The sequence below is a fragment of the Asanoa sp. NPDC050611 genome (genome assembly GCF_040654855.1).
In the GTDB taxonomy this organism is placed as follows: Bacteria; Actinomycetota; Actinomycetes; order Mycobacteriales; family Micromonosporaceae; genus Asanoa.
Window position 1 is genome coordinate 1 of the sequence record NZ_JBFAIU010000298.1, and the last position, 9458, is coordinate 9458.

At 69.6% G+C, this 9458-nt stretch carries 9 protein-coding genes; 7 read left to right on the forward strand and 2 right to left on the reverse strand.

Features of this window, described 5'->3' with window-relative positions; translation table 11 throughout:
• A partial coding sequence (locus tag AB0H87_RS32235; RefSeq protein WP_360154216.1) for an NB-ARC domain-containing protein occupies window positions 1–1082 on the reverse strand: 1082 nt, incomplete at its 3' end.
• Window positions 1083–1213: 131 nt separating this feature from the next.
• On the opposite strand from AB0H87_RS32235, the gene AB0H87_RS32240 reads away from it, so the two are divergent.
• From AB0H87_RS32240 to AB0H87_RS32260, 5 genes are all read left to right on the forward strand, one after another.
• The gene (locus AB0H87_RS32240) at window positions 1214–2725 is read left to right on the forward strand and encodes a hypothetical protein (RefSeq protein ID WP_360154219.1); all 1512 of its coding nucleotides are present in this window, start codon (window positions 1214–1216) and stop codon (window positions 2723–2725) included.
• Between the two features lie 15 nt (window positions 2726–2740).
• Window positions 2741–3355, forward strand: a complete 615-nt coding sequence (locus AB0H87_RS32245) for a dihydrofolate reductase family protein (protein WP_360154222.1) — start codon at window positions 2741–2743, stop codon at window positions 3353–3355.
• 400 nt (window positions 3356–3755) lie between these two features.
• The gene (locus tag AB0H87_RS32250; protein WP_360154225.1) at window positions 3756–4478 is read left to right on the forward strand and encodes a hypothetical protein; all 723 of its coding nucleotides are present in this window, start codon (window positions 3756–3758) and stop codon (window positions 4476–4478) included.
• Between the two features lie 337 nt (window positions 4479–4815).
• Window positions 4816–5574 (forward strand): metallophosphoesterase, encoded by a 759-nt coding sequence (locus AB0H87_RS32255; protein WP_360154228.1) that lies wholly within the window; start codon window positions 4816–4818, stop codon window positions 5572–5574.
• 383 nt (window positions 5575–5957) lie between these two features.
• Complete coding sequence (locus AB0H87_RS32260) at window positions 5958–6092, forward strand: hypothetical protein (protein WP_360154231.1); 135 nt, start codon at window positions 5958–5960, stop codon at window positions 6090–6092.
• Window positions 6093–6478: 386 nt separating this feature from the next.
• Here the strand turns inward: AB0H87_RS32260 and AB0H87_RS32265 are convergent, their stop codons facing one another.
• Window positions 6479–7270, reverse strand: coding sequence for a hypothetical protein (locus tag AB0H87_RS32265; RefSeq protein ID WP_360154234.1), 792 nt, complete (start codon window positions 7268–7270; stop codon window positions 6479–6481).
• 244 nt (window positions 7271–7514) lie between these two features.
• On the opposite strand from AB0H87_RS32265, the gene AB0H87_RS32270 reads away from it, so the two are divergent.
• The gene (locus AB0H87_RS32270; protein ID WP_360154237.1) at window positions 7515–8744 is read left to right on the forward strand and encodes a histidine kinase; all 1230 of its coding nucleotides are present in this window, start codon (window positions 7515–7517) and stop codon (window positions 8742–8744) included.
• A gap of 51 nt (window positions 8745–8795) precedes the next feature.
• A complete protein-coding gene (locus AB0H87_RS32275) occupies window positions 8796–9455 on the forward strand; it encodes a response regulator transcription factor (RefSeq protein WP_360154240.1) in 660 nt (219 codons plus the stop codon).
• Window positions 9456–9458 lie beyond the last annotated feature (3 nt).

The window sequence follows — 9458 nt, forward strand, 5'->3', positions numbered from 1 at the left end:
CTGCAGCGCCTTCGAGTTGACGGTGTAGGTGCGCTGCGGGTCCAGGTGCTCGAAGCCTCCACCAGGCGGGCCGCGGCGAAGACGCGGATCGTCTCCAGCAGCCGGTAGCGCGACTCATCGGCCTCTACGTCCGCCACTACCAGCGACTTGTCCACGAGCCGGCCGAGGGCCGGGAGAACCTCGCCGGTGGTCACCGGTGCACCGGAGCAGAGCGCCCGCGCCGCCGCGAGCCCGAAGGTCCCGGGGAAGACGGCGAGTCGGCGAAACACCGTCCGGTCGGTCTCGTCGAGCAGGGCGTAGCTCCATTCGATCGAGCCGGCGAGCGTGCGCTGCCGCCGCAGCGCGCCGCGGGGACCGCGAACGAGCAGCGAGAACCGGTCGTCCAGGCCTGCCTCGACCTGTTGTGGGGTGAGGGCGCGCAACCACGCCGCGGCCAGTTCCAGCGCCAGCGGTATCCCGTCCAGGTGCGCCGCAATCGAGCGGATGGCGGTCTCGTTGGTCGCGTCGAGTGCGAACGAGGGCTGCGCGAGGCGCGCCCGATCGACGAACAGCGACAGCGCGTCGTCGTCGGACAAGGGCGGAACACCCAATACCGCCTCACCCGGTACGCGCAACGGCTCGCGGCTCGTGATCAGCAGGGTGATGGTCGGGCAGGCACGCAGAATCGCCTCCACTGTGGTGGCGACCCCGTCCAGGAGGTGTTCGGCGTTGTCGAGGCACAGCAGCGACCGCCACCCGGCCAGATGCGTACAGAGCGTGCGGACGCGTCCGTCGACGACCGGCGCGCCGACCGCTTCGGCGACGGCCTCCGCCACCGAGGCCGTCGGTGCGCCGGCACCGACCGCGGCGAGGTCGACCCACCAGACGCCGTCGGGTTGCCGATCCGACTGCCGGGTGGCGACCTGCGCCGCCAGCCGCGTCTTGCCCGCACCGCCGGGCCCGGTCAGCGTCACCAACCGGTGGCGCGCGAGCAGCCCCGCCGCGGCTTCGATCTCCCGGTGGCGCCCGACGAACGACGTCAGCGGCGCTACGAGGTTGTTCGGCGCCCGGGCGGGGGCGGCAACGGTCTGCTCGTCGCGCATGGACACACTGTGCCAGGGATCGGCCGGCCATCGGCCACCTGCGGCGGCGGCATCGGCCACTTGGCAGATGATCCGCGCCCCCGCAGGGCGGAAGCTTCACCGAAGGCGACCTACCCGAGGATGTGAAGATCATGACGTCGACACCCATGCGAGCGGACGGACCGCTCGTTGTCTCCACCCGCAACCCCCGCTATTTCACGCCGACCGCGGGGCCCGCCGCCGGCCGGGCCGTCTACCTGACCGGGTCGCACATCTGGAACAACCTGCACGACGGCATGGGTCCCGGGCCCGACAGCCCGCCCGAACCGGAGCGCATGGACTACTCCGCCTACCTGCGGTTCCTCACCGAACGCGGGCACAACTTCATCCGGCTCTGGCGCTGGGAGCAGATCCGCTCCCAGGCGGCGGGCGGGAACTACCACCTCAACATGACACCGCAGCCGTGGGCGCGGACCGGGCCGGGCACCGCGAAGGACGGGCTGCCCCGCTTCGACCTGGAGCGGTTCGACGACGGCTTCTTCCAGCGCCTCCGCACCCGGGTCACAACGGCCGTTGAGGCGGGCATCTACGTCGGTGTCATGCTGTTCGACGGCTGGGCCCTGCACCTCAGCCCATCGCCGGACCACATCGAGGGCCACCCGTTCCATGCCGGCAACAACGTCAACGGCATCGCGGCGGGCTCGATCAACGACCTGCAGGTCCTGCCGCTGCACCCGCGCGTCGAGGCGCTTCAGGAGGCGTACGTCCGCAAGGTCGTCGACACCCTCCACGACCTGCCCAACGTGCTGTGGGAGGTGGCCAACGAATCGTCCGGCGACGGCACCGCCACCGAGGAGTTCGCCGCGATGCTGGGCATGGCGCAGGCACCGACGTGGGGCAACTCGACCGAATGGCAGTATTGGGTCATCGATACGGTCAAGCGGCACGAGGCGGCCCGCGGCTACGACCCGCACCCGATCGGCATGACCATGCAGTTCCCGGTGGCGGAGCAGACCAAGGTGAACGATCCGCTGCTGGGCAGCCGCGCGGAATGGATCTCGCCGGGCTACGACGACGAGATCTTCGCGGGCGGCGGCCATCCGATGGCGCCGGGCTCCCCACCATCGCGCTGGTACGCCGACCCGCCGATCGCCGACGGCATCAAGGTGGTCATCAGCGACACGGACCACTACGCACCCGGGCAGGGCGACGCGCTCTGGGCGTGGAAGTCGTTCGTGCGCGGCCACCACCCGATCCTCATGGACTTCGGCCTGATCGCCGGACTCGAACCCGCGGCCGGGTCACCCTCCGAGACGGGCCTGCCGCCGTTCGCGTACTACGAGCCGGCGCGTTGGGCGATGGGCGACACCCGCCGGTACGCCGAGCGAATGGGCCTGATCGACATGCACCCGCGGCGCGACCTCGCGTCGACCGGCTACGCCTTGGCCAACCCCGGCGCGGAGTACCTCGTGCTGCAGCCGGAGGGCGGAACCTTCACCGTCGACCTGCGGGCCGGCACGTACCAGGTCGAATGGTTCGACGTCACCACCCGCGACACGACGGCGAGCGACGTGCTGACCGTCGAGCAGGACGACGCGATCGCGTTCAACTCGCCGTTCCCGCCCGGCCCCGCCGTCGTCTACCTGAACCGCACCGCCGCTTGACCCCGGAGGAGCAACATGAGCAAGGTGATCGCGGACATCTCGATGTCGTTGGACGGATATGTCACCGCACGCGGCGTCGACCAGGAGCACGGCCTCGGCATCGGCGGCGAGGCGATCCACGCGTGGGTGCTCGAGGAGCCCCGTTCCCCGGTCGACGAAGCAGCACTGGCGCGCAGCTTCGCGCAGACCGGTGCCGTGGTGATGGGGCGGCGGCTGTACGACATCGTGGACGGTCCGCACGGCTGGAACGAGGAGGTCGGATACGGGCACGACCAGGACCAGTCGGACCCGCCGCCCTGCTACGTCGTCACCCACGAACCGCCCGCCACAGTACGGCTCGCGTCCAGGTTCCGCTTCGTGACCGAGGGCGTGGCTGCGGCCGTCGACCAGGCCCGAGTCGCTGCGGGCGACAAGGACGTCTTCGTCATGGGCGGAGCGAACGTCATCGACCAGTGCCTCGCCGCCGGGCTGGTCGACGAGCTGCGCATCCATCTGTCCCCGCTGGTGCTCGGCGGTGGCACCCGGCTGTTCGAGGTCTCCGGGCCGACGAGCCTGGTCCAGCGTGACGTCACCGAGTCACCCCGCGCGACGCACCTGAGCTACGAGGTCGTACGGGAAGAAAAGCGATGACGTCAGGCTTTCGCCGCGGATTGTGGTGGTGGCCGGCGCCCGGAGCTGACCTGGCGAGCGGCGAAGGAACCGAAACATTCGGCTCGCAAGTCGCGCGTTGTTGGCATTACAGCTCGTGAACCTCGTGAACATCCATTGTGGCCACCTTGGGGTTAGTACCTGGTCGATCACGAGGCCTCACGGGCTCGTGAGTAGCAGCAGCGCGTCAACGATGGTGGCCGTGATCTGGGCACCGGCGCCGGGGCCAGGCTGTGGTCAGCGGGGTCCTGCGGCCGGCGTTACCCTGCGCTGGTCGGCAGGGCGCTCCAGAAGCCGGCCTCACCGGATGGGCCTGGCAGGCACCGATCTTTTGCCGGATGCCAGGATCGGCCGTCCAAAAGAGAGCTACTAGGAGTTGAGCATGAGCCAACGGGTCGACGAGAGCCCGGACGCTCGGGACCGAGCGGACGCGCCGGATCCGCAGCAGTTACTGACTGCCCTGAGCACCGAACACTTCACGTTACAGGGTGCCCGGTCGCAGACCATGAGCGAAAGCTCGGCCCGGGCCTCTGTGTACCTCGTTGCCGTCTCCAGTGCCCTTGTCGCACTCGGGTTCATCGGCCAAGTCTCCGAGCTCGGCCATGTGTTCTTCGTGTTTGCGCTCACGATGCTGCCGACCCTGTACCTGCTCGGGGTTGTGACCTTCATCCGGCTGGTCGAATGCGGCGCCGAGGACTTCCGCTACGGCCTGGCGATCAACCGGATCCGGCACTACTACCAAGAAGTGGCCGGCGATCGTGCCAACCTGTTCCTGCTCTCCGGGCATGATGACGGCAGCGGGGTGTTCGCCAACATGGGCCTGCCGGCCGAGGGCCGCAAGCCGTACTTCGCTTTCTCCACCGCGATCGCCGTGATCAACAGCGTCGTCGGCGGGGCGGCCGCCGCACTCGCGATCGATGTCGCCGTCGACCCACCGATCGGTCTCGCCGCTGGGATGGGCGGAGGGGTCGCTTTGGTGTCGATTGTCGGATGGATCATGTACGCCGATCGCCTGCTGGACAAAGCCGCTCTGATTACACCCCTGTTCCCGTCGCCGCCCGAGGGCGGCACCTCGCCGAGCAGCCGCGGCGAGTCGGCGGCCTGATTCGATCAGCTCGCGCACGCCGTCGAGATTCTGCTTCTTGAGCGAAACAAGTCCCAAGGCGTCGCCCGACGCGACGGGAACTTCTGCAGCCGCAGGAACCTCGCCGACGTCAATGCGGGTACGCCTCGTCGGCAGCGATCCGCCGCAACAAGTGCACCTGATGAGGCAACAACTTGACCACCACGCCACCCCACCAGAGCTACCGTTACAACCCGACAAGTTCAAGCAGGAGCCTTCAACCGCGGGCAACGGGCGCCGCGATACAACCCGCTTCGCGGCATGAGCGGATGTCGTTGCGGTCATGTCGATGGCGCTACTGTCGGGGCACGGAGGCGGCATGGCGAAGATCGTGATCGTTGGCGATGTTGGTGGGTGCGCCGATCAGCTCATCGCGGTGATCGGACCGATGCTCGAGGATCCTGGCACGCTGGTGATCCAGGTTGGTGACCTGATCGACCGGGGTCCGGACAGCTCGGCTGTGCTCGCGTTCGTCCAGCAGCGGCTGGACGCGGGCCCGGGCGGCTGGATACAGCTGATCGGCAACCACGAGTCGCAGTACCTTGGCAGCGAGCCCTTCTGGCCACAGCAACTGACGCCGGGCAACGCCGAGCTGCTGCGAGCGTGGTGGATGAAGGAGTGGCTGCGGGTAGCTGCCGCGGTGCGTACCGCCGAGGGCGAGGAACTTCTGATCACCCATGCCGGCCTGAGCGTCCAGGCGTGGCAGGACCTGGGCGCGCCGGTGACCGCCAGCACGGCGGCGGACCTGCTCAACACCAGACCGGAGCCGCTGCTCTGGAATGACCGGGGGCCACTGTGGGCGGAAGCCGGCCCGGACGTCTACCAGTCCTGGCTGGACGCCGGCGTACCCGTCCCGTTCAGCCAGGTCCACGGCCACTCGACCATCGTGAACTACCGGCGAGAGACCTGGCAGTGCGGCGAACGGATCCGCCAGCGGTCGACCGTCGACTGGACCGCCCGGCACACCTTCACCCGCGTCGGCGGCTGCCGGTTCATCGGCGTCGACCCCAAACACGGCACGACCGGGGCGGCGACATGGTCGCCGCTCATCCTCGACGATGCCGTGCTCCTGACCTGACCGACCATCCAACCCAACCCTCAACGTACGTGAAGTCGTCGCACGACACATGCGCGGCTGGGCCAGCGAGCTGCTGGTCGAGCAGTAGACCGAAAACATCCGCGTTCGCGCTTCATCCACACAACCGGGCCTCACAGAGTTCTCGCGACCGCGCCTCGCGCCAGGAGAGGATGCCAGGCATGTGAGGGGATCCCGATATGCGGGGCATCCTTGTGTACATGGCTACCAGAGATCACGGGCTCGTGGAAGATGCGCAAGCCGTCGTGGCGGGCGGCGGCCTGTCTCTTCATGTTCGTGGGCACCGCGACGCGTTTGCAGTCGATATAGTCCGGCGCGACGGCACGGTCCTGTGGCCTGATTACGCGAGCGGCCCGGATCCGCTCTTGGCGATCCTCAGCGCCGAGCAGCGGTACCTCGCCGAGGAGTGCGGTGGCGGAACCGTCCCTGGGGCGACGTACCTGGAGAAGGCCCACGAGCGGCTACGGCGCTGGGAAGAGTCCCTTCCCAGCGCCGACTAAACGGCTGCGTCGACGTCGGCGTGAATGCGCATCGCGGCAGATGAGGATGGATCCGTCGGCCCGCGTGATGTCTGCCGGGCCCCGCGCGGACACCGGACCGTTCGTGAGCAGGTTCTGCGTATACCGCGATTGAGCTGGTCACGGTCGACCCCGACGTGACGTCCGCGCCGGCCATCAGCTATCCCGCTGCGGACCGTGCGGCGGCCTCAAGGCGAGCGCTCGCCCGCCTTGCCGCCCAGGGCGGAGCAGCCCGCCGCTGCTACCTAGACCGCCCACTACCGCTCCCCTCGAACTCGAGCGCGGCATCGGCAATCGCACCCCCCGCGCACGGCCGGCGAACGCCCCAAGCGCTGCGGCGACCGCAGCTGCCTCGATGTCGGTTCCCATCATCTCTCCTCGTCGGAGGTCGATGCGTCGTCAGGACGGTCAGCTGTTCGAGCGCGCACCAGCCGCACGCCGGTCGCGAGCAGCCACACGAGCCAGGCGGCGTAGCCGGGCAACCCCACGAAGATGAGCCCTGAGCCGTCCGCGATCGCGAGGTTGGCCGCCCCGGCGGCGAGCAGCAGGCCTCCCCCGGCCACTGCGAGCAGACGCTGCCATGGCGGCGTCAGCTGGCCCGCATGCGCCGCCAGCGCAGCGCCGATGAATGTGGTGCCGAGCGCCGGCAGCGCCAACGCGAAGGCTGCTGCATGCAATTGCCAGGCGAGCTGGAACTCCCGGCTTGGCTCGGCGAGCTCGCCGGCGGACAACACGACACCGTTCCACAGGACGGCGTAGAGCGCAAAGACTGCCGAGAGGGTCGCGCCTGCGGCCACTGCAAGGCGCGCCCAGTCTGCGCCCGCACGCCCGCGGCGCTCGACGAGCCCGTGGAGACCGGTCAGGAACCCGAGCAGCAGCGGCAGGTTCAGCGCCTCCAGGCCGACCGCGATCGCGACCGCGACCCGGTGCTCCGCGTGGAAGGCGAGCACCTTCTTGATCGGGTCCCCGTAGCTTGGCGCTCCAGCCGAGATCACCACCGCGTTCTGGATCGCCACCGACGCTGCCAACGCGATAGCCGTCGCGCCCACGACCCGCTCTCGGAACGCTCGGGTCGGGGTCGGCCCTGTCGTTGCCGCTGCCGCGCTCACGGGCACGTGCAGGGATTCCAGCGCGGTGGCAGGGTTATGCGGTGATCTCATCACTCACTCCTTCGTCGCGGTCGGATGATCGGCGTAACTCCACGTCATTCGTTGGCGCAGGAATAATCGGAATGCCGTTTCGGAGGTTTTGTTGGGCCGTCCGTTCCGGTGATGTGGAACAGATTGCTGGAGGGGCCGGATACGCCACTACGAGCCAAAGCCGATGGTGGTGGGCCGAAGGTCTACACCTCGGGTTCGACTTTGGTCGGATGCCGTGGGGCCGACCCGGCCGTACCGTTTGATCATGATGGCCCCGGCGGACCCACAGGATCGGAGCCCGGCACCGGCGGGCGTGATCAGCGATGCTGACCACGATCCGGTACGCCCGGCCGGGCGCACGGGCCGCGGCCGGGTGGTCGACGCCACCTGTTTCCTGCTGGCCATCGGCGTGGTGGCGCTGACCCTGGCCGACAGCCGCGCGCAGCACATCGCGCCGGTCCCGCTCACCGTCGACGTCGTCCTCGGCAGCCTGTGCAGTCTGGGTGTGTGGCTGCGCCGGCGCTGGCCGGTCGGCCTCGCCGTGGCCGCGGGTCTGGTCAGCATCTACGCGACGTCCGCCGGGGGCGCGGCGCTCATCGCGCTGTTCACCGTCGCGGTGCACCGGCGCTTCGCGGTGGTCGCCCCGATCGCGGCTGGGTGCGCGCTGGTACCGTTCCTGACGCTGCGGGCCCGGCCCGACGTCCCAGTCGGGTCCCCGTCGCAGATCCTGCTGGGCGCCGTCTCCGGCGTCGCGGTGCTCGCCTGGGGCATGTTCGTACGGGCCCGGCGCCAGTCGCTGCGGGAACGGGCTAGGCGCGTCGAGGCCGAACAGGAGCTGCGGGTCGCCGAAGCCCGCCAGGGCGAACGCAACCGGATCGCCCGGGAGATGCACGACGTGCTCGCCCACCGCCTGTCCCTGCTGAGCCTGCACGCCGGGGCGCTGGAGCTAACCCCCGACGCCGCACCCGAGGAGGTCGCCCGTGCCGCCGGGGTGGTTCGCGACAGCGCGTACCAGGCGCTGGAGGACCTTCGGGAGGTGATCGGCGTCCTCCGCACCGGTGTCGACCGGTCCGACGAGACGCCAGAACGGCCGCAGCCCACTCTGGCCGACCTCCCTGACCTCGTCGACCAGTCGCGGCGCGCCGGGATGACGGTGCGGCTCGACTTTCAGACCGATGCGCTTGCCGCCGTGCCGGCTGGTGTGGGGCGCAGCGCGTACCGGATCGTGCAGGAAGGGCTGACCAACGCCCGCAAGCACGCCCCCGACGGCGAGGTGGCCGTCACCGTCCGGGCAACCCCGGGCGACGGCGTAACCGTCGAGATCCGCAACCCGTGCCCGATGGGCACCGGCGGTGGGACCGCAATTCCCGGCGCCGGCATGGGCCTCATCGGGCTCACCGAACGGGCCGTCCTCGCCGGCGGACGCCTCGAACACGGACCCACCCCGGCCGGTGAGTTCCGGCTCTGGGCCTGGCTACCGTGGCCTACCCTCTGATCGCGGCCAGCGTCGGTCCGTGGCCCGGCTGGGCAGAGAGAAGGAGCGAACGTGAACGCAGCGGTGCGGGTCCTCGTCGTCGACGACGACCCGCTCGTGCGGGCCGGCCTGGCGATGGTCATCGGCGGCTCAGCCGACCTGACCGTGGTGGGCGAGGCCGGCGACGGAAGCGAAGTAGCCGCCGCCGTCGACGTATACGCCCCGGACGTGGTGCTGATGGACATCCGCATGCCCACCCTCGACGGCCTCGCCGCCACCGAACAGCTGCGTGCCCGACCCGACCCACCCGAGGTCATCGTCCTGACCACCTTCGGCGCCGACGAGTACGTCCTGCGCGCCCTGCGCGCCGGGGCCAGCGGCTTCCTGCTCAAACACACCCCACCCGCCGAGATCCTGCGCGCGATATCGCGGGTCGCAGCCGGCGAACCCATCCTGTCGCCGACCGTGACCCGACAGCTCATCGCCCATCTCAGCGACACCGGCGCCGCCGCCCGGCGACGACACGCCACCACGGCACTGCATCAGCTCAGCGAACGCGAACGCGAGGTCGCAATCGCCGTCGGGCACGGCAAGTCCAACGCCGAGATCGCGGGCGAGCTGTTCATGAGCGTGGCCACCGTGAAAGCCCACATTTCACACATACTCACCAAGCTCGATCTCAACAACCGCGTCCAGGTCGCTCTCCTCGTCCACGACGCCGAGCTGCTGTAACGC